The sequence below is a fragment of the Enterococcus sp. DIV0755b genome, assembly GCF_051713765.1.
Classification (GTDB): domain Bacteria; phylum Bacillota; class Bacilli; order Lactobacillales; family Enterococcaceae; genus Enterococcus_C; species Enterococcus_C canintestini.
The window spans coordinates 197,010-216,470 of sequence record NZ_JBIOQN010000001.1 but is presented as its reverse complement, the minus strand read 5'-3'; the positions used below and the strand labels follow the sequence as shown (position 1 = coordinate 216,470).

General features: G+C 38.1%; 16 protein-coding genes. 14 read left to right on the top strand and 2 right to left on the bottom strand.

Translation table 11 applies throughout. The features are described from left to right. Nucleotides 1–301 precede the first annotated feature (301 nt). Genes IGI65_RS01135 through truA form a run of 4 tightly spaced genes read left to right on the top strand, consistent with a single transcriptional unit; the run spans nt 302 to nt 3,522 of the window. Nucleotides 302–1,141, top strand: a complete 840-nt coding sequence (locus IGI65_RS01135) for an energy-coupling factor ABC transporter ATP-binding protein (protein WP_438772985.1) — start codon at nt 302–304, stop codon at nt 1,139–1,141. Next, the gene (locus IGI65_RS01130) at nt 1,117–1,974 is read left to right on the top strand and encodes an energy-coupling factor ABC transporter ATP-binding protein (RefSeq protein WP_438772984.1); all 858 of its coding nucleotides are present in this window, start codon (nt 1,117–1,119) and stop codon (nt 1,972–1,974) included. The genes IGI65_RS01135 and IGI65_RS01130 overlap by 25 nt, the downstream gene beginning before the upstream one ends. Further along, nucleotides 1,971–2,768 carry an energy-coupling factor transporter transmembrane component T family protein gene (locus IGI65_RS01125; RefSeq protein ID WP_412258329.1) on the top strand — a complete coding sequence of 266 codons (798 nt, stop codon included), beginning with the start codon at nt 1,971–1,973 and terminating at the stop codon, nt 2,766–2,768. Before IGI65_RS01130 ends, IGI65_RS01125 begins: the two co-directional genes overlap by 4 nt. A gap of 10 nt (nt 2,769–2,778) precedes the next feature. After that, nucleotides 2,779–3,522 carry a tRNA pseudouridine(38-40) synthase TruA gene (gene truA / locus IGI65_RS01120; RefSeq protein WP_412258326.1) on the top strand — a complete coding sequence of 248 codons (744 nt, stop codon included), beginning with the start codon at nt 2,779–2,781 and terminating at the stop codon, nt 3,520–3,522. A gap of 49 nt (nt 3,523–3,571) precedes the next feature. On the opposite strand, the gene IGI65_RS01115 is transcribed toward truA, so the two are convergent. Together IGI65_RS01115 and rpmB are read right to left on the bottom strand one after the other, a co-directional pair. Next, nucleotides 3,572–6,178 (bottom strand): YfhO family protein, encoded by a 2,607-nt coding sequence (locus IGI65_RS01115; RefSeq protein ID WP_438772983.1) that lies wholly within the window; start codon nt 6,176–6,178, stop codon nt 3,572–3,574. A gap of 494 nt (nt 6,179–6,672) precedes the next feature. Further along, a complete protein-coding gene (gene rpmB, locus IGI65_RS01110; RefSeq protein ID WP_016173549.1) occupies nt 6,673–6,861 on the bottom strand; it encodes a 50S ribosomal protein L28 in 189 nt (62 codons plus the stop codon). Nucleotides 6,862–7,185: 324 nt separating this feature from the next. Between rpmB and IGI65_RS01105 the strand changes: the two genes are divergently transcribed. From IGI65_RS01105 to IGI65_RS01060, 10 genes are all read left to right on the top strand, one after another. Beyond that, a complete protein-coding gene (locus IGI65_RS01105) occupies nt 7,186–7,548 on the top strand; it encodes an Asp23/Gls24 family envelope stress response protein (RefSeq protein ID WP_016173550.1) in 363 nt (120 codons plus the stop codon). Nucleotides 7,549–7,593: 45 nt separating this feature from the next. Beyond that, a complete protein-coding gene (locus IGI65_RS01100) occupies nt 7,594–9,282 on the top strand; it encodes a DAK2 domain-containing protein (RefSeq protein WP_438772982.1) in 1,689 nt (562 codons plus the stop codon). A gap of 121 nt (nt 9,283–9,403) precedes the next feature. Continuing rightward, complete coding sequence (recG, locus tag IGI65_RS01095) at nt 9,404–11,440, top strand: ATP-dependent DNA helicase RecG (RefSeq protein ID WP_438772981.1); 2,037 nt, start codon at nt 9,404–9,406, stop codon at nt 11,438–11,440. 83 nt (nt 11,441–11,523) lie between these two features. Beyond that, nucleotides 11,524–12,534, top strand: a complete 1,011-nt coding sequence (plsX, locus tag IGI65_RS01090) for a phosphate acyltransferase PlsX (RefSeq protein WP_438774398.1) — start codon at nt 11,524–11,526, stop codon at nt 12,532–12,534. Nucleotides 12,535–12,647: 113 nt separating this feature from the next. Further along, a complete protein-coding gene (gene acpP / locus IGI65_RS01085; RefSeq protein WP_071864237.1) occupies nt 12,648–12,890 on the top strand; it encodes an acyl carrier protein in 243 nt (80 codons plus the stop codon). Nucleotides 12,891–13,557: 667 nt separating this feature from the next. Then, a complete protein-coding gene (locus tag IGI65_RS01080; RefSeq protein ID WP_438772980.1) occupies nt 13,558–14,562 on the top strand; it encodes an ABC transporter ATP-binding protein in 1,005 nt (334 codons plus the stop codon). Next, entirely contained in the window at nt 14,563–15,507 is a 945-nt protein-coding gene (locus IGI65_RS01075; protein WP_071864239.1) for an ABC transporter ATP-binding protein, read from the top strand. It begins immediately after the preceding gene. 1 nt (nt 15,508) lies between these two features. After that, the gene (gene opp4B, locus IGI65_RS01070) at nt 15,509–16,471 is read left to right on the top strand and encodes an oligopeptide ABC transporter permease (protein WP_071864240.1); all 963 of its coding nucleotides are present in this window, start codon (nt 15,509–15,511) and stop codon (nt 16,469–16,471) included. 16 nt (nt 16,472–16,487) lie between these two features. After that, nucleotides 16,488–17,417: an ABC transporter permease gene (locus IGI65_RS01065; protein WP_438772979.1), complete on the top strand. Its 930-nt coding sequence runs from the start codon at nt 16,488–16,490 to the stop codon at nt 17,415–17,417. A 74-nt stretch (nt 17,418–17,491) separates the two neighbouring features. Then, on the top strand, nt 17,492–19,279 hold the full coding sequence (locus tag IGI65_RS01060; RefSeq protein ID WP_438772978.1) for an oligopeptide ABC transporter substrate-binding protein: 1,788 nt from the start codon (nt 17,492–17,494) through the stop codon (nt 19,277–19,279). Nucleotides 19,280–19,461 lie beyond the last annotated feature (182 nt).

The window sequence follows — 19,461 nt, the reverse complement described above, 5'->3', positions numbered from 1 at the left end:
GAAGTAAATTCCGAGTCTAGCTCAGCGCCGCCCCTTAGTTTTACTAAGGGGCAGGCACTCATCATAAAGTGCTTTTTTTTTACCCAAAATTTACTGTCAAGACATTAAAACCGAATGCCTCCTAAATAATTTTTAAAAAATTTAGTAATAGAAAAGATTGTTTAGGAGACATTCAGTCATAACCATTTGTATTTGCCCTTATTTTCTGCTAAATTTAGTAAGAAAAGCGGTCTAAACCAGCTTTTTTACTAGTAAGAGTTTATTTTTGTATAAAGACTACGAATGAAGGACAGGAGTCGTCATGGAAGATATTATTGAACTTGTTGATATAAAATTCAGCTACGATCCAGAAGCTGAACGTAATGCGTTAGATGGTGTTTCCTTTCAGATAAAAAAAGGCGAGTGGGTGGCGATCGTCGGTCACAACGGTTCTGGTAAATCAACGTTAGCCAAAACGATTAACGGCTTATTATTACCACAAGCTGGAACAGTCAAGGTTGGCGGGAATTTATTAAACGAAGAAAATGTCTGGGACATCCGTAAGATGGTGGGCATGGTCTTTCAAAATCCTGATAATCAGTTCGTTGGTTCGACTGTTGAAGATGACGTCGCTTTTGGACTAGAAAATCAAGGTATTCCCCGTGAGGAGATGTTAGTTCGCGTGGAAGATGCGTTAGAACAAGTCCGCATGAGCGCTTTTAAACAAAGAGAACCCGCGCGTTTATCCGGTGGTCAAAAACAACGGGTAGCTATTGCAGGGGTGGTGGCGTTACGACCAGATATTATTATTTTGGATGAAGCGACGAGTATGTTAGATCCAGAAGGTCGTGAAGAAGTTATTGCCACGATCAAAAAAATTAAAGATCAAAATAATTTGACGGTATTATCGATTACCCACGATATTGATGAAGCAGCTAATGCCAATCGCATTTTAGTGATGCAAGAAGCAAAATTAGTAAAAGAAGGTACTCCTGCAGAAATTTTTTCAGCTGGTGAAAAGTTAATTGAATTAGGCTTGGACTTACCCTTTCCAGAAAAATTAAAAGCAGCGTTAAAAGAACGAGGCGTAGCAGTACCTGAAGAATACTTGACTGAAGAAGGGATGGTGGAGTGGTTATGGACATCCGTTTTGAACAAGTAGGATTTACCTATCAACCGGGCACGCCTTTTGAACAAAGAGCATTATATGATATTGACCTTGAAATTCCGGCTGGTTCATATACGGCCATTGTTGGACATACAGGTAGTGGCAAGTCCACATTACTCCAACATTTAAATGCACTACTAAAACCCACTAGTGGTACAGTAACCATTGGTGAACGCAAAATTGTCGCAACGACAGACAATAAGAATTTAAAACCGATTCGCAAAAAAGTCGGCATTGTCTTTCAGTTTCCTGAAGCGCAGTTATTTGAAGAAACAGTAGCAAAAGATATCGCCTTTGGTCCCAAAAATTTTGGTGTCACAGAAGAAGCAGCCCAAACTTTAGCAGAAGAATATCTTACCCTAGTTGGCTTAGATGCCTCTTATATGGAGCGTTCACCTTTTGACCTATCCGGTGGACAAATGCGACGGGTAGCTATCGCAGGCGTTTTAGCAATGGAACCTGAAGTTTTAGTTTTAGATGAACCGACAGCGGGCCTTGATCCAAAAGGCCGTAAAGATATGATGGATATGTTTTTACGTTTGCATCAGGAAAAAAATATTGCGATTGTCTTAGTTACGCATTTAATGGATGATGTGGCGAACTTTGCTGATTATGTTTATGTCTTAGAAAAAGGCGCATTAGTGAAATCAGGCCGTCCAGTAGATGTCTTTCAAGATGTCAAATGGGTGCAGGAAAAACAAATTGGTGTACCGATGGCAACCGAATTTGCTTTGCGGCTACAAGAAAAAGGTTTGCATTTTGATCGTTTACCGATTACTGCCGAAGAATTAGCGGATATGCTTTTAGCTGGAGGTGGCGGCAAATGATGAACAAATTAATTTTTGGACGTTATATTCCAGGAGATTCTCTCATTCACCGTTTGGATCCGCGGGCGAAATTAATTGCCAGTTTTTATTTTATCGCTGTAATCTTTTTTGCGAATAATTGGCAAAGCTATGCCTTTTTGGCACTGTTTACTTTAGGCTGCATCTTACTTTCCAAAGTAAAAATTTCCTTTTTTATTCGCGGTGTTAAACCGTTAATTTGGTTGATTTTATTTACTGTCTTGCTACAAGTATTGTTTACCACTGGTGGTAATGTGATGTGGCATTGGTGGGTCTTTACCGTGACAGATTATGGTTTAATGAATGGGGCTTTTATTTTCTGCCGCTTTATTTTAATCATCTTTATGTCGACTCTTTTGACACTTACTACAGCGCCTTTAGAGCTATCTGATGCGATTGAATATATTTTACGACCTTTAAACGTCGTTCGTTTTCCGGTGCATGAAGTAAGTTTGATGTTATCTATTGCTTTGCGATTTGTGCCAACGTTAATGGATGAAACAGAAAAGATTATGAACGCCCAACGTGCTCGTGGTGTTGATTTTGGTGAAGGTAGTTTAGTTCAAAAAATGAAAGCTATCATTCCGCTATTAATTCCATTATTTGTTTCGAGTTTTAATCGAGCTGAAGATTTAGCTACTGCGATGGAAGCCAGAGGATATACCGGCGGTGAAGGGCGAACGAAATATCGTAAATTAGATTGGCACTGGCGCGACACGATGGTAATTGTAGTCTTTGCAATCGTGACAGTCTTATTGATTTTAATTCGGAATTGAGGAAATAAAATTGCGCTATAAAGCTATTATTGCTTATGATGGAACGAACTTTCACGGCTTTCAACGGCAAGTGTCTGGTCGCACGGTTCAAGCAGAATTAGAAAAAACATTAACGAAGATGAACAATGGTAATTTTGTTGAAGTACAAGGGTCAGGGCGAACAGATGCCGGGGTACATGCATTAGGACAAGTCATTCATTTTGATTTTCCTAATGAGCGCCCTTTAGAAAAAATGCGCTTTGCCCTAGATACCCAAACTCCTCAAGATATTGCCTGTAAAAGTGTGGAAGTTGTCGCCGATGATTTTCACGTTCGATACTTGGTCAAAGAGAAAACGTATCAATTTAAAGTAGATATTGGCAAGCCCCGTAGTCCTTTTCGGCGTTTTTATGCCAGTTACTATCCTTATCCTTTAGATTTAGCCAGAATAGAAGCGGCATTACCGGCTTTTTTAGGTACGCATGATTTTACTTCTTTTTGTGCTGCTGGCAGTTCTGTAGAAGATAAAGTCCGCACCATTCGCGTCGCTAAAATGACGGTTAATGATTTAGGCGATGAATTGACCTTTACGTTTACTGGCGATGGCTTCTTATACAAGATGATTCGGATTATGGTCGGTACACTTTTAAAAATCGGCAATGGCCGGATGGAACCAGATGCGATCTCGAAGATTATTAAAGCCAAAGATCGGAATTTAGCTGGACCGACAGCTCATCCAGAAGGCTTGTATTTGGTAGAAGTGAAATACGAATAAAAAAATCGTTGCACTAAATGTCTTAATCGATATTTAGCGCAACGATTTTTTAATTTTGGGTTTGATGAATTTGCTTTTGATAAAAGCGATCAAAGCAATAAAACAAAAGCAGACAAATGATAAACAAAGCCACACCAATAGTAAAACCTGGTGGTAAGTAGCTAAGCGTAATTTGGTGCTTGCCTTTTGAGACTTTTACACTAACCAAAGCATCTTGAAAAGCGGTGACGGGAACTTTTTTACCGTCAATTTTTACTTGCCAACCTCGATCAAAAGGAATTGTAGTCACAAGTAGTTGATCTTTTGGTGCAGTAAAAGTACCCGTGGCACTCCGGTTGCCTGTTTTTAAAGCAACTCCTTGTGTTTTTAATGCATCCATAGCTTGTTTGTAAGCGTCCGTATCAAGGGTTACGACTTGGGGATTTTGGAAGCCGATTGATTTGGTACCATAAAAACTAGCCGTAAAAGTAATCGTGGTTTCTTTATCGTAATAACCCAAATCGTAGTACTGGCCGCTAATATTAATTTGCGTTTTGCGTTGTTGCCCGTTTAACAGAATCGTAACAGTAGAACTTTCTAATTCTGCGAAATCTTGTGGATAAAGACTTAAATAGGCTTGTTTATGAGCTGGCACAGTCACACTCCAGGTAATATCTTTAGCTAAATTAGCTTTTTCTTCGGTTAGGCGTAAGAAGTTACCCGTATCTGAGACTGTCGCATTTGCTGTTTTAACTAAAGCTAAAGGTAAAAAATCAAAATAGCGGAAATTTTCCCCGCTTAAACCATTCATTAAATTGGTTTGGCTAGTTAGATTATCATTAGGCGGCTGAATGATTGCTTGGGCGCTAGGGTCAGCTAAGAAAGCTAAAGGTAGCGCATATTCATTTTCATACAAGTGATAATCTTCTTTTTTGGCGATTTCTTTAAAGCCAAATTTGTTTAACGGTGTTTTGGTCAAATTGTATTTAATCCCAGTAAAGCCATCCATCAATAACGTATTATTAGCGTAACGAATATTTAAATTGGTGCCTCTTGAACGAAAACCTAACTGATCTAAATAACTAGAAGAATGGCGATTTCTAATGGAAGAAAACATACTAATGCCACTATAGCCATAATTAAAGCTGTCGTTACTGGAGACAGGATCTAAGTTTTCTAAGCGGTAAAAGCTCTGGTTGCTACTTTTAGTTTGGTCAACCAGATTTTTAATCGCAGGATAAGGCTGGGTATAAAGGCTTCGAGAAGCGTAATTCCAGTCATTTAAAATACCACGTACCATGCCGTTAGTATTGACTGCTGCTTCACAACAAATGACAGCAAGTAGTAAAATGCGCGCAGTCTTTTTGGTAAAACTGTCTTTTGCGGTAAAGGTAAAGACTAAAATATATAACAGTAAAAAACAAATCGTTAAAATAAAAGAACCGAATTTAACATACGTATATTCATTGTCGCCTCTTAGTCCCATCGCTAAACAAAAAATCAGCATCATCGCAATAAAGAGTGCTACGAGTTTTGGCCACTGTTTGGGTTGGTATTGTTCCCAACCATAACCGGCTAACATGATAACTAAAAAAGAAAATAGATACGCATAGCGGAATAAAAACATATTAGGCGCATGCATTCCTTGCCAGAACAGATTTAAAGGAACGAAATAAAAACTCGCAATTAAAATAGCGAATAAAGCGGCAAACAACAGCTTTTCTTTACGGGCTACCCCTTTTGCAAAGAAATAAAACAAACAAAAGGTTAGTGGCAATAAGCCAATATAAATAAACGGAATACTACCATACTTGGTTGTATCGTAAACGCCAATCATATTTTTCATGATAATATCTAAAAAATTGGTGGCTTCAGTTTTTAGCTGAGTGATTTGTGTTAGTTCTTCGCCGTTAGTGCGTAAATCCAAAACTGCCGGCAAAATAATAATCATTGAAGCGCCACCGGCCAAAAGGGAAGTTGTGGCATAAGGGAGAATTCTTTTTTTATTAGTTTTGAAATTTTCAATCAGACGCACGCCAAAGTATAAAACAGAGAAGATACCGATCATAAAGCCCATGTAAAAGCTTGAAATAAATAAAAGTAAGTAGCTAAAAAACAGTAACCGCGGTTTTTGGAATAATAAAAGCCGGTCGATGCCCCAAATAATTAAAGGCAAATAAACAAGGGCGTCAATCCACATAATAATCTCAGAATGAGCAACGATAAAAGACATTAGCGCATAACAGACAGAAAGTGCCACTTGCGCCCATTTATCAATCTTAAAAGTATGTTTGGCGTAAAACCAGAAAGCTAGGCCAGCGCTGGCAACTTTTAGTAAAGTCAAAAAGTATAATGCATCAGGCATGAGCTGATTAGGAAAAAACAAGACCAGTGGAGTGAAAAGCCCACCTAAATAATAAGAAATTAAAGAAAGATAATTCAGTCCCAAAGAGGTATTAAAGGAATATAAAAAACTTTGTTTGCCTAACATTGCATTACGGAAGCTGGCATGAAAGTTAGAGAACTGGGAAAAAGCATCACTGGCCAGAATACTACGACTACTGCCAGGATAAATCCCAATCGTTAAATAAATAAAAGCCAGAATTAAAAAAGGTAGGCCAAAACTCGCCAACATAAAGAGGCGATTTTCTTTTAAAAATAGTTTTACTTGCTGCATTTTGTCACCAAATTTCTATAGAATAAGTTACAACTTGCTCTTATTTTATCATAAGTGTTCTATTCTGAAAGCTGACAACTAAAAAAGAAAAGTTACTTTTAAATAATAGGAAGTGTGACTGCAATCGGGTGAGATGATTATTGCATGTTATTTGAAAATATGTGAATTGGTATATTCCCCCTTTTACTAGCAAATCGTATTGACACTCTACAAAAAATGCAGTATTTTTAGGATATTAAAAAAACATAATTCGTCTCAGTATTATTTTATTAATATTGGCACATATTAAAAAAGACTGGCGCTTTGCCAGTCTTTTTTGGTTTAAAGGAAAATGTTCCAAGCTATAAAAGAAAAATATGTAATTATTCAATAACAACATAAAAGAAAATGGTCAAATTGTATGAAAAATATATAATTTTGTGAAAAAAGAGAAAATAAGAAAACAAAAAAACCGTCTACGTTATTGTAGACGGTGTATTGTAATCTAGTGTCAATTAAACGCGCTCAACTTTTCCTGATTTCAAAGCACGAGCTGATACCCAAACTTTTTTAGGTTTACCATCGATTAAAACGCGCACTTTTTGTAAGTTAGGTTTAACTGTACGTTTTGTAGCGTTCATCGCATGGGAGCGGTTATTTGCACTTGATGTTTTACGACCTGTAAAATAGCAAACTTTTGCCATGTGACTAGTTCCTCCTTTGCCTTGATATGGAGCGCATATTAGGGCTCATACTAACTGAATTTACCATAAATAAGACAAAGATGCAAGCTAAATTTACCAGCAAATATTGACTTTTCCCCTTAAAACATGTAAATTAAACAACGTTGCAGGCTTAGTGAAAGTTTTTATTGCCGTTAGCTCTTTCTTTTATTTAAAGGGTAGCTATGATAAAATACTATAGAAGAAAATGGGGCACTTAGCGCCATCTTTTGTTATATTCCAATGAAGTAAAGAAATGCAAAAGAACACATTTTTGTAAAGCTTAAATTAAGGGGGCTTATTTTTATGGCTGTAAAAATTAATACTGCATCTGGCACAATCGAAATTACAAACGAAGTGATTGCCACAGTGGTCGGTGGTGCAGCTACTGACGTATTTGGCATTGTTGGCATGGCCAGCAAAAGTCAAATCAAAGACAATATCAATGAAATTTTACGTAAAGAAAATTATTCCCGTGGCGTTATCGTGCGGCAAGAAGAAAATGGCGTTGCGGTGGATGTTTACACCATCGTTAGTTATGGAACGAAAATTTCAGAAGTTTCTCGCAATGTACAAGAAAAAGTGAAGTACAATTTGGAAACAATGTTAGGCGTAACAGCTAATTCTGTTAATGTTTTCGTTCAAGGTGTACGTGTACTGCCAGATTAGGCAGCAGATCAGCTTTTGAGGGATCGATTCTAAGGAGGATTATCAGTGAAAGTAACGGAAATAAGCGCAAGTCAATTCCAGGAAATGGTCCAGGCTGGTGCTAGTCGTCTGCAAGTCAATGCAGAGTATGTCAACTCGTTGAACGTTTTTCCGGTGCCAGATGGCGATACCGGAACCAACATGAATATGTCCATGACCAGTGGTGCTAAAGCTGTTTCTGATTCAGCATCAGAAAATGTTGGGGAATTAGCCAACGTTTTAGCAAAAGGATTATTAATGGGCGCCCGTGGTAATTCTGGCGTAATCTTATCACAATTATTCCGCGGATTTTCTAAACAAATTCCGGATGTTAAAACGTTAAATGCGACTGATTTAGCACAAGCTTTTACTCATGGCGTGGAAACAGCTTATAAAGCAGTTATGAAGCCTGTTGAAGGAACAATTTTAACAGTCGCTCGTATTGCAGCTGAATATGGTGAAAAAAAAGCAGCTGAAACAGATGACTGTATCGAAGTTTTAAAAGCAGTTGTAAAAGGTGGCAAACGTGCCTTAGCCAAAACGCCTGATTTATTACCTGTTTTAAAAGAAGTTGGTGTAGTAGATAGTGGCGGTCAAGGACTATTGTTTGTTTATGAAGGTTTTTTAGCTGCTTTGACCGGTGAATATCAAGCCGATGAAACATTTGAACCGACTCCAGCGGCGATGGATGAAATGGTCAATGCAGAACATCATCGTAGCGTGCAAGGTCAGTTAGCAACTGAAGATATTAAATTTGGTTACTGTACTGAAATTATGGTAAATATTGGCGAAGGCCCAACTGTTGATAGTGAATTTGACTATGAAACTTTCCGTAATTATTTAGACGGTTTAGGCGATTCATTATTAGTTGTAAACGATGATGAAATCATCAAAGTCCACGTTCACACCGAGCATCCGGGTGAAGTGATGAACTACGGTCAAAAATTTGGTGCATTAGTTAAAGTAAAAGTGGACAATATGCGTCTGCAACATGAAACTATTTTAGAACATGATCACCAAGTAGAAGAATTTGCCACAGAACCAGCTAATTTACCGCGGGTCCCTTACGCCGTAATTGCGATTGCCGCAGGTGAAGGTGTAGCAGAATTGTTCCGTAGTTTAGGGGCTAATTATGTTATCTCTGGTGGCCAAACGATGAATCCAAGTACGCAGGATATTTTAGATGCGATTGAAAAAGTTAATGCCGATAAAGTGATTGTCTTACCAAATAATAAAAATATCTTTATGGCAGCTGATCAAGCCGCAGAAGTTGCGGAAATTCCCGTAGCGGTGATTCCATCGCGGACAATTCCACAAGGGATGACTGCGATGTTGAGCTTTAATGAACAAACTGACTTACAAGCAAATAAACAAGCAATGACAGATGCTTTAGCAGATGTTGTTTCTGGTTCTGTAACCCACGCTATTCGTGATACTAATATTGACGGAATCGAAATTCATGAAGGCGACTTCTTGGGGATGGTCGATGGGAAGATTGTGATTTCAGATGCAGATCAAATGCAGACTGCTTTGACAACCTTAGAAAAAATGATTACAGCAGATACAGAAATCATTACGATTATTTTTGGTGATGAAGCGAATGAAAAGGATGCTGAGAAAATCTCAGAAGCGTTATTAGCTAAACATGAAGATTTAGAAGTTGAAATTCATGAAGGCAATCAACCTGTATATCCTTACTTGTTTGCTGCGGAATAAAAGTAAAGTTGTACTTAGCGGTGAAACCAGCTACTCCCATTGTGTGAGACTGGTTTCACTTTTTTTAATAGCAAATAATGTTTAAGTAAATGCGTAAATTTAGGTGAAGTGAGGTGAAATTATGACGACTGGATTAAAAACAGAAGTGGCTTATTTAAAAGGTGTGGGGCCAAAACGAGCACAAGATTTAGCGAGTCTGGGAATTTTGACTGTAGAAGATTTGTTATCGTATTATCCGTTTCGCTACGATGATATTAAAGAACGAGATTTAACGGAGCTTTCTGACCAAGAAAAGGTTACCTTAAAAGGCGTCGTTGTTGCTCCTGCGGTCGTAAATCGTTTCGGGTATAAAAAATCGATGCTAAAATTTCGGATGATGCAAGATCATGTGGTTTTTAATGTCTCTTTTTTTAATCAGCCTTACTTAAAAGATAAAGTAGTTTTAGGGGAAGAGTTGGCGGTTTACGGCAAATGGGATGCAAAACGAAAAGCCATGACAGGAATGAAAATTCTGGGTTCTGGGACCGATGATGATTTTGCTCCGATTTATCACGTCAATAAAAGTATTAAACAAAAAACCTTAATTGACTTAATTCGGCAAGCCTTTGAACTATATGGCAGTCAAATTGAAGAAAATTTACCACTACCCTTAAGAGAAAAATATCGTTTACTAAATCGACAGCAAGCAATGTATGCTATGCATTTTCCAAAAGACAAAGAAGAAAGTCACCAAGCCAAGCGCCGCGTAGTTTTTGAAGAATTCTTCTTATTTCAAATGAAATTACAAGCTTTAAAGCAAAAGGAAAAAGCTGTTATTAACGGTTTATCCATTCAATATGATGTCAAACGGTTAAAAGGATTTATTGAGCGTCTGCCCTTTGAATTGACCCAAGCGCAAAAAAAGGTGACCAATGAAATTTGTGCGGATTTAAAAAGTCCCCAACATATGCAGCGTTTATTACAAGGAGATGTTGGTAGCGGGAAAACAGTTGTTGCAGCGATTGCATTATACGCTACTTTGACAGCTGGTTTTCAAGGGGCGTTAATGGTCCCAACAGAAATTTTAGCCCAACAACATATGGAAAGTTTGAATCAGCTCTTTGATCCTTTAGAGGTTTCAACCGCACTTTTAACCGGCTCAACAAAAGCAAAAGAGCGGCGAGTTATTTTGGAACAATTAGCCAATGGTGAAATTGATGTCATAGTTGGTACCCATGCTTTAATTCAAGAAGATGTCACCTTTTCACATTTAGGTTTAGTCATTACCGATGAACAACATCGCTTTGGTGTTAATCAGCGCCGTATCTTACGAGAAAAAGGCTTGCGTCCAGATGTCTTGTTTATGACAGCAACTCCCATTCCGCGAACGTTGGCTATTACAGCTTATGGTGAAATGGACGTTTCAATTATTGATGAATTACCTGCTGGTCGCATTCCAATTGAGACACGTTGGGTACGTCCTGGTCAGTTGGATAGTGTATTGGATTGGTCTTATCGCGAACTACAACAAGGGCATCAAATGTATGTTATTTGTCCTTTAATTGAAGAATCTGAAACACTGGATGTAAAAAATGCGACTGAAGTTTATGAACATTTACAAGCCTTTTATGGTGATGCGTATCAAGTTGGTTTACTCCATGGCAAAATGAAAAATCAAGAAAAAGAAGCCATCATGACAGAGTTTAAAGAAAACCAGATGCAGATTCTTGTTTCTACTACCGTAATCGAAGTCGGTGTCAATGTGCCCAATGCGACTGTAATGTTGATTATTGATGCCGAACGCTTTGGTTTAGCGCAATTGCATCAATTAAGAGGGCGCGTCGGTCGAGGAGCTAAGGCTTCTTATTGTATTTTAGTCGCAGACCCTAAAAATGAAACAGGAGCTGCCCGCATGAAAATTATGACGGAAACTAACAACGGATTCGTCTTAAGTGAAGAAGATTTGAAACTACGGGGACCTGGGGAAGTCTTTGGTTTTAGGCAATCAGGAATTCCGCAATTTATCGCCGGTGATTTAGTCGCCGATGCAACAATTTTGGAAGTTGCCCGTAGTGAAGCCCAAAAGATATGGCAAATGAAAAATTGGCAAGTCTTACCTGCTTATAAAGGATTACAAGAAGCAATAAAAAATCAGACTGACGCGCAATTTTTCGATTGATTATGCTATACTTTGTAGCATACGTAAAGCTGTATTGTTTTTAGTGCAGCCCACTAGTTGAGCTTAGGAGGCCTAATGAAATGATGAAAATCGCAGTAGATGCGATGGGTGGCGATAACGCCCCCAAAGCAATTGTCGAAGGCGTAATGTTAGCGAAAAAAGATTTTCCTGACATTGAATTTCAATTATACGGAAAAGAAGTAGAAATAAAAAAATACGTAACCGATGAAACAAACGTTAAAATTATTCACACCGATGAAAAGATCAACAGTGACGATGAACCGGTAAAAGCGATTCGCCGTAAAAAGCAAGCATCAATGGTACTAGCAGCTCAAGCGGTAAAAAATGGTGAAGCCGATGCCGTTTTTTCAGCGGGCAATACGGGGGCGTTACTCGCCGCTGGATTATTTATTGTCGGCCGGATTAAAGGAATTGAACGTCCTGGTTTGATGTCGACGTTACCGGTCTTAGGTAAATCAGAAGGGTTTGACATGTTAGACCTTGGTGCCAATGCCGATAATAAACCAGAACACCTTTTACAATATGGTATTTTGGGTTCTTTTTATGCCCAACATGTCCGCGGTGTTAAAAAACCACGGGTAGGATTGTTAAATAATGGGACGGAAGAAACAAAAGGCAGTGAACTAACTAAAAAAGCCTTTGAACTTTTATCTAAAGAAGACAGCATCAACTTTATTGGCAATGTCGAAGCCAGAGAATTGTTAAATGGCGCAGCTGATGTCGTAGTGACAGATGGCTTTACCGGGAATGCAGTTTTAAAAACAATTGAAGGTACCGCTTTAAATATGATGGCACTTTTAAAAGAGTCCATTTTAGCAGAAGGCTTTAAAGGCAAAATGGGCGCCTTACTTTTAAAAGATGGTTTGCGCAATTTGAAAAACGAAATGGATTATGCCAAATACGGTGGCGCTGTTTTATTTGGATTAAAAGCACCAGTTATAAAGACTCATGGTGCGACAGGTCCTGAAGCAGTTAGTTATACAATTCGTCAAATTCATACGATGTTAAAAAGTGAAATGGTCCCACAGCTTGTGAGCCAATTTGAAATGCGAGCTGAAAAAACAGCGGAATAAAAACCAGTGAAAATAACAATTCGCCCAAAAAAAGCTAGACAAAGCATCAAGAAACACTTAAAATGTTTGATAGCTATCTTTTGATATTGTCATAAACGTGGAGGTGAATACATTTGACGCGTGAAGAAGTATTTAAAAAAGTTGCAGCTGTGATTGCAAACCATTTTAATGTGGATGCAGATCAAGTTACGGATACAATGAGCATCAAAGACGACCTAAATGCAGATTCCATTAGCGTGATGGAATTTGTCTTGGAATTAGAAGATGAATTTGGTACGGAGATTTCTGATGAGGATGCCGAACAAATCGAAACAGTTGGTAGTGCAGTCGATTATATTGCGAGCCATTTGTCATAAGGGGCCTATTGGGGTAACTTTTGTCAGTTAAAAGAGTAAAGAAAGTTTTTAGTAAACTTTCTTTACTCTTTTTTAGTATTTACGCTTATAAAAGATAAATTATGTTTTTTTAGTAATTACAAGAAATTTTTTTTAGCTAGTCTGAGACTAATTTTTGAGGCAACAATAAGGTAATGGCAAGAAAAATATTTTTCACACTCGTTAATTAGTAAAAAATATTTTTATCTTAGAATGAGATAAGTTGTTGTTTAATCGTGTAATTTTAGCAGGATAAAAATACAAAAAAATAGACTGTTTTGCATGAATTTTCGCCTGAAAAGAAGATTGGAAGTGCTTTTTTCAACCGAAAAAAATTTTTGTAGTGGGTTTATCACGGTAATTTAATCGAAATTGACTAAATTGTGTCAAAAATATATGCTTTAATTTTTATGAAAGATTAGCATAACAGCAAGATTTTCTTCAGATTCAGTAGAAAGCAGAATTAATTTTGGGAGTTTTCTGAAAATTCTGCTTTCACAGCTCTTTAACTTGCATTATGATACACCTTTCTATATAATTATTAAGAAATATTAGCGAAAGTGATTAGAGACTGGGAGTAGACAGCATCTCTCCCATGCTTTTTTACATTTTCTAAAAAATCTCCGCATAGCGAAAGAGGGGTATTGGATTGTCACAAGATAATCAATTATTAGAAGTTCAAGATCTTCACACAGGCTTCCGTATCAAAGACGAATACTACGATGCTGTGGACGGTGTGTCTTTTACTTTAGAACGTAACGAAATTTTAGCAATTGTTGGTGAATCTGGCTGTGGGAAAAGTACACTTGCTACAACAATCATGGGTCTTCATGATTTGCAAAACACTCGAATCACCGGTGAGATGCTTTATAAAGACTTGGACTTAGCCAATTTAAATGAAACTTTATATAACAAAATTCGCGGTAACGATATCGGCATGATCTTCCAAGATCCATTGTCAGCTTTAAATCCATTGATGCGAATTGAAGACCAAATTAAAGAAGGTTTGGTTTATCACACTGATATGACAGCAGAACAACGACAAGCACGGGCGATAGAATTATTAGAACAAGTTGGTATTCCAAATCCTAAACGGGTTGGACGTCAATATCCCCATGAATTATCTGGTGGGATGCGTCAACGGGTGATTATTGCGATTGCCATTGCCGCCAAACCACCGATTTTAATCGCCGATGAACCAACGACTGCTTTGGACGTAACGATTCAAGCGCAAATTTTGGACTTATTAAAAGATTTACAAGAAGAAACAAAATCCGGCATTATTTTAATTACCCATGACTTAGGGGTTGTAGCTGAAATGGCTGACCGAGTTGCGGTAATGTATGCGGGGCAATTTGTGGAAGTAGCGCCGGTAGAAGAGTTGTTTAACAATCCGCAACATCCTTATACCCGTTCATTGTTAAATTCAATTCCACAAGAAGATAACCACGATAATGAATTACACGTTATTGAAGGAATTGTGCCAACCTTGGTGAAAATGCCACGGACAGGTTGCCGTTTTGCACCACGGATTCCTTGGATTCCAGCAAGTGATCACGAAGAAAATCCAAGCTTACATGAAGTTGGACCAGATCACTTGGTGCGTTGTACTTGTTACAAGCACTTCCATTTTAAAGACGAAGGAGAAGTGTAAATGTCAGAATTAATTACGATTAAAGATCTGAAAATCCACTATCCAATTCGCAGCGGCTTTTTTAACCGCGTGACAGATCACGTTTATGCCGTTGACGGTGTTGATTTTGTCATCGAAAAAGGTAAGACGTATGGTCTGGTAGGGGAATCAGGTTCAGGCAAATCTACGACAGGTAAAGCCATTTTGGGTTTAGAAAAAATTACGAGTGGCGAAATTATTTATAATGGTCAAGATGTAACAAAAAGAAGTACCCGTAAGAAAATGAATTATAACAAAGACGTCCAAATGATTTTCCAAGACTCCATGTCTTCTTTAAATCCGAAAAAACGGGTGTTAGATATTATCGCAGAACCATTGCGTAACTTTGAACGTTTAAGTGATCAAGAAGAAAAAAAACGGGTCAAAGAATTATTGGATATCGTTGGGATGCCAGAAGATGCGTTGTATAAGTATCCCCATGAATTTTCAGGTGGACAAAGACAGCGTTTGGGTGTAGCGCGGGCAGTTGCCACAAATCCCAAATTAATTGTCGCCGATGAACCCGTTTCTGCTTTGGACTTATCGGTGCAAGCGCAAGTATTAAACTTCATGAAACGGATCCAACAGCAATATGATTTAAGTTATCTCTTTATTTCCCATGACTTGGGCGTGGTAAAACACATGTGTGACAACATCGCGATTATGTACAAAGGTCGCTTCGTTGAAATTGGCAGTCGGGAAGATATTTATAATGATCCCCGCCATATTTACACCAAACGTTTATTATCCGCCATCCCTCGTATTGATGTACCAAATCGTGAGGCCCATAAAGAAAATCGCCGCCGCGTCGAAGAAGAGTACATCAAGAATCAAAAAGATTATTACGACAATACTGGACGCGTGTATGACTTACGGAAAATTACCGACACGCATTCTGTCGCATTATTGAATGAGGGGGCGAAATAAAATGTGGAAAACAATTTTACGACGTGTGCTTTTAATGATCCCTCAAGTTATTATTTTGAGTGTTTTAATTTTTATGTTAGCCAAAATGATGCCTGGGGATCCTTTTACTGGGTTGATTAGTCCAACTACTTCACCATCACGAATCGCAGAATTAAGAGAGCAAGCTGGGTTAAACGATCCATGGCCACAACAATATGTGCGCTGGGTAGGAAATGCTCTAAAAGGTGACTTTGGTGTGAGTTATAACTACAAATATGCAGTTACTACCGTTATTGGTCAACGAATTGGCAATACAGTTCGTTTGGCGATCGTGACAGTTATCTTGACGTATTTGATTGCGATACCGATGGGGCTATTTGCAGGTCGTTATCAAAACTCTTGGTTTGATAAATTTGTTGTAGCCTATAACTTCATTAGTTTTGCCATTCCTGTGTTTGTTTTAGCATTAATTATGTTATTGATTTTTGGGTATCGTCTTGATTGGTTCCCAACAACAGGGAGTGTCTCTATTAATTCTACTGCCGGATCTTTCAGGTACTTTTTAGATGAGTTATATCACGTGGCATTACCAGCAATTGTACAAGCATTACTGGGTACGGCAGTTACAATCCAATACCTACGTAGTGAAGTTGTCGATGCAAAACAAATGGATTATGTTCGGACAGCCCGCTCTAAAGGGGTTCCGACCAATCGCGTGTTTACACGCCACATTTTCCGAAATGCGTCATTGCCAATCGCATCACAATTGGGTTATGAAATTGTCGCTTTGATTTCCGGTTCAGTCGTAATCGAGCGTATCTTTAACTATCCGGGGATTGGGAACTTGTTCATCTCAAGTATCCAACAACGGGATTATGCTATCATCACTGCGTTGACGTTGATCTTTGGGATTGCTACTTTGATCGGGACATTGATTTCTGACATCGTGATGAGTATTGTTGATCCTCGGATCCGGATTCAGTAGGTAGGGGGATAGTAGAATGTCTGAAAAAAATACAGCAGTCAAAACAGCACCAGTTGAAAAAGTATCGGCTCCACCAATGGGGATTCGAATGATTGCCCGCGAGTTTATTAAAGATCGCTTGGCTCTTTTTTCACTGATTGTCTTAGTTTTATTATTACTTTTTGCATTTGTCGGATCACTGTTTTTTGATCAAAGTTTGGTCAATACGGTTAATCCAATTGATCGTTACTTAGCCCCTGGCTCTGTTTCGATGGAAGGTAACAAATTGCTTTTAGGTTCTGATGATGGGGGCCGTGATGTATTAGGCCTACTCGTAATTGGTGCAAGAAACTCCATCTTTATCGGTTTTGCAATTACGATTGCAACTTCCATTATCGGGGTAGGAATTGGCATTATGTCGGGTTACTTTGGCGGTATTTTTGACATGATCGTCATGCGTATTGTCGATTTTGTTATGATTTTACCGATTCAATTAATCATCATTGTCTTAGTAACAATTATTCCGCGTTACACGGCTTTAAGTTTGGTTATTATTATGAGTGCCTTTTATTGGACGGCAAAAGCGCGACTTTTCCGCGCCAAAACGTTATCAGAAGTTAGACGGGACTATGTTTCAGCTTCCAAAACGTTAGGAACCAGTGATTTCAAAATTATGTTCCGTGAAATCATGCCCAATTTGAGCTCACTGATTATTACCAACTTAACCATGAACTTTGCTGGTAATATCGGGATTGAAACGACATTGACATTCTTAGGCTTTGGTTTACCAAATGAAACACCAAGTTTGGGAACGTTGATTTCATTTGCGACCGATTCTGATGTCTTAGTCAATAAACAATGGGTTTGGGTACCGGCATCCATTTTAATTTTAGTATTAATGTTATCAATTAACTACGTTGGGCAAGCCTTCAAGCGCTCAGCTGATGCAAGACAACGCTTAGGCTAATTGTGGTATAACCATCTTTTATAGATGTTTGTATAAAGTTTAGATTTTTAATTACAAGTATGGGAGGAAAAGGAATGAATAAAAAAATCATGGGTATGGTATCATTGTTTAGCATTTTCGCGTTAGCTGCCTGCGGTTCTGGTGGCTCAGATAATAGCTCAAGCAATGATAGTGGTTCAAGCGACAAAGCAGCAACAACATCTTTTGAAATGGCAACAAAAAATGATAAAAAGGCAATTGATGGGGGCACTTTAGAAGTTGCTGTCGTATCAGATACTGACTTTACTGGTATTTTCAGTCCCGCCTTCAGCCAAATTACATTGGATGATTATTTTAGTGAACCGGCACAAGAAACATTGATTACAGTTGATGATGATTTAAAGATTAAAGAAGACAATCCAGCAGCGACTGTAAAAATGGATCCAGATAATAAAACAGTTACCATGACCATTAAAGATGGCGTAAAATGGAGCGACGGTAAAGACGTCACTGCAGACGACATGATCTTCCCGTATGAAGTAATCGGTGACAAAGAGTATACTGGCGTACGTTATAGCGATGCAATTCAAGAAATTGAAGGTATGGTAGAGTATCATGACGGCAAAGCAGATACGATTAGCGGGATTGAAAAAGTCAACGATAAAGAAATCAAAATTAAATTTAAAACATTTGTTCCTTCAATTTTACAAGGTGGGAATGATCCAATCTTAGGTTATGCAATGCCAAAACATGCGTTTGACGGAATTGCAGTTAAAGATATGGAAGGTTCAGATCCGGTTCGTAAAAATCCTGTTACAATGGGACCATACAAATTTAATAAAATCGTTGCTGGTCAATCAGTTGAATTTGTACCAAACGAACATTACTATGGTGAAAAACCAAAATTAGACAAAGTTGTGATGACAAAAGTTGGTACCGCTGCAGCTGCTGAAGCGATGAAATCTAAAAAATATGACATGTTCATTGAAATGCCAACTAACACTTATGACTCTTGGAAAGACAACGATGGTTACCAAATGTTAGGTCAATTAGACAACGCCTATGACTACCTTGGCTTCAAATTGGGTAAATGGGATGCTGACCAAGGTAAAGTCGTAATGGATGAAAATTCTAAAATGGCTGATAAGAGCTTGCGTCAAGCAATGGGTTACGCGTTAGATAATAAAATTATCGGCGATCGTTTCTTTGCTGGATTAAGAATTCCTGCGAACTCTTTAATCGTACCAACATTTGCTACTTTACACGATAAAGATCTTAAAGGTTACACACAAGATGTAGATAAAGCCAATAAATTATTAGATGACGCTGGCTTTAAAGACACTGATGGTGACGGACTACGTGAAGATAAAGATGGTAAGAAATTAACAATCAACTTTGCTTTCCGTGATAACTCTGGTGTTGCAAAATCAATTGCTGACTACTACATCCAATCATGGAAAAAAATTGGTTTAGATGTACAATTAACTGGTGGCCGTTTGATGGAAGTAAACAGCTTCTATGATAAATTAGGTGCTGATGATCCTGAAATTGATGTTTACCAAGCGGGTTGGTCAACTGGTTTTGATCCAAATCCAAGTGGTTTGTATGGTACAGTAGCACAATTTAACTTCACTCGTTTTGAATCTGAAGAAAACACAAAACTATTAAAAGAAATGTCATCTGAAGATGCATTAGATGAAACAAAACAAGTCGAAATGTACAAAGAATGGCAAGAATATGCGTTTGACCAAGCATTTGCAATTCCAACAATGTATATGTATGTATTGCGTCCAGTAAGTGACCGTGTGGTGGATTACTCAATCCAACGTCAATATGACGCTTACCCATGGGCTACAATCGGTGTAAGTGCTGAAAATCGTTAAAATAAGTATTTAAAAGACCGCGAGTATTCGCGGTCTTTTTTATGGATAGAAACTTTTGCTGAACCGTTTACCAGCTCCAAAGAAAAAAGAATTAAAAGATATTGCTAAAAGGATTTAGATATCGTGAATAACATTTCCTAATCGCGTGAAAATCAGTATAATAAGAAGGTGAGTATTGAAAC

What these genes read in the sequence shown, in the direction of transcription:
- IGI65_RS01105 (WP_016173550.1), top strand. Translation starts at nt 7,186, where the DNA reads ATGGCTGTAAAAATTAATACTGCATCTGGCACAATCGAAATTACAAAC.
- IGI65_RS01115 (WP_438772983.1), bottom strand. Translation starts at nt 6,178, where the DNA reads ATGCAGCAAGTAAAACTATTTTTAAAAGAAAATCGCCTCTTTATGTTG.
- opp4B (WP_071864240.1), top strand. Translation starts at nt 15,509, where the DNA reads ATGTGGAAAACAATTTTACGACGTGTGCTTTTAATGATCCCTCAAGTT.
- IGI65_RS01130 (WP_438772984.1), top strand. Translation starts at nt 1,117, where the DNA reads ATGGACATCCGTTTTGAACAAGTAGGATTTACCTATCAACCGGGCACG.
- IGI65_RS01065 (WP_438772979.1), top strand. Translation starts at nt 16,488, where the DNA reads ATGTCTGAAAAAAATACAGCAGTCAAAACAGCACCAGTTGAAAAAGTA.
- IGI65_RS01135 (WP_438772985.1), top strand. Translation starts at nt 302, where the DNA reads ATGGAAGATATTATTGAACTTGTTGATATAAAATTCAGCTACGATCCA.
- IGI65_RS01060 (WP_438772978.1), top strand. Translation starts at nt 17,492, where the DNA reads ATGAATAAAAAAATCATGGGTATGGTATCATTGTTTAGCATTTTCGCG.
- plsX (WP_438774398.1), top strand. Translation starts at nt 11,524, where the DNA reads ATGAAAATCGCAGTAGATGCGATGGGTGGCGATAACGCCCCCAAAGCA.
- rpmB (WP_016173549.1), bottom strand. Translation starts at nt 6,861, where the DNA reads ATGGCAAAAGTTTGCTATTTTACAGGTCGTAAAACATCAAGTGCAAAT.
- IGI65_RS01125 (WP_412258329.1), top strand. Translation starts at nt 1,971, where the DNA reads ATGATGAACAAATTAATTTTTGGACGTTATATTCCAGGAGATTCTCTC.
- recG (WP_438772981.1), top strand. Translation starts at nt 9,404, where the DNA reads ATGACGACTGGATTAAAAACAGAAGTGGCTTATTTAAAAGGTGTGGGG.
- IGI65_RS01075 (WP_071864239.1), top strand. Translation starts at nt 14,563, where the DNA reads ATGTCAGAATTAATTACGATTAAAGATCTGAAAATCCACTATCCAATT.